We start from the raw sequence: 954 nt of genomic DNA, 5'->3' as shown, positions 1-954 counted from the left end.
GTGATGGAAGCCGCGCCAGCCGCGTCCTTCGTAGTGCCCAAGCCCGACCTCCTGCTTGAGTTCCTGATAGTCGCGCTCGATGCGCCAGCGCAGCTTGGCCAGATCCACGAGCTGCGTGAAGCTGATGCTCTCCGGCAGAGTGGACAGCCAGTATTTGGTTGGCTCCGCTTCACCCTCCGGCCATTCGATCAACAACCATTCGGGCGACGATGTCTCGGGGATCAGTTTGTTGTATCCGACACGGACACGCAACCGCGCGAAGCGCGAGGACAGCTTTTCAGCCGATCCTTCGCGCCACGTCACCGTGCGCCAAGCCTGCTTCGGTAGACCGAGCGCCACTTTCTTGGCCGAGACCAGATCGGGCTCGTCGCGGCGGCCCGTGTTGTTCATCGGCGTGCCCATCCGCCGCGGGCCATGGCCCGGGGTCCACATCAAGATGGTCGGCACGATGCCGACCACGTAAGGCACACCCAACTCCGTCATGCCAGCGCGCAGCTGCGAGTCCCTGCCATAGGCCGCATCCAGCAACGCGGCGCCGCGCGGCAGACCGGCCTCGCAGGCCCATCGTATCTGCTCCAGTGCGATCTCCGACTTGGTCTTGAACTTGATCTCCTTCGGAATGCCCGCCTTCTTCCGTCGAGCACGGTCCTTGGTCCACTCCTGCGGCAGATACAGCCGATAGGCGACCGGTAGGCTGGCCGAGTGATTGGCGATCGACAGCGACACTGCGACCTGGCAATTGGCCTGCTTGCCGAGTTGCCCGCAATATTGGTGGTGCACACCGACCGAGTGCTTGCCTTGTTTGGGGAACGACGTGTCGTCGATGATCCACGCCTCGATCGGTCCATTCTTCTCGATCGCAGGCAGCACCATCTCCCGCACCTTGGCCAGCACGTCCGCGTCCGACCAGGTCGCGTTACCGACAAAATGCAGCAGCGATTGGTGCTGTGCTGC

At 63.1% G+C, this 954-nt stretch carries 1 protein-coding gene; it reads right to left on the bottom strand.

Annotated features, from left to right (window positions below; genetic code table 11):
* Positions 1-954: IS701 family transposase (locus tag IC50_RS38230; RefSeq protein WP_035716872.1), on the bottom strand; the 954-nt coding region annotated here is incomplete at both ends.

The sequence above is a fragment of the Bradyrhizobium genomosp. I (2014) genome (assembly GCF_000261685.1).
In the GTDB taxonomy this organism is placed as follows: Bacteria; Pseudomonadota; Alphaproteobacteria; order Rhizobiales; family Xanthobacteraceae; genus Bradyrhizobium.
This window is presented reverse-complemented; position numbering and strand designations above follow the sequence as displayed.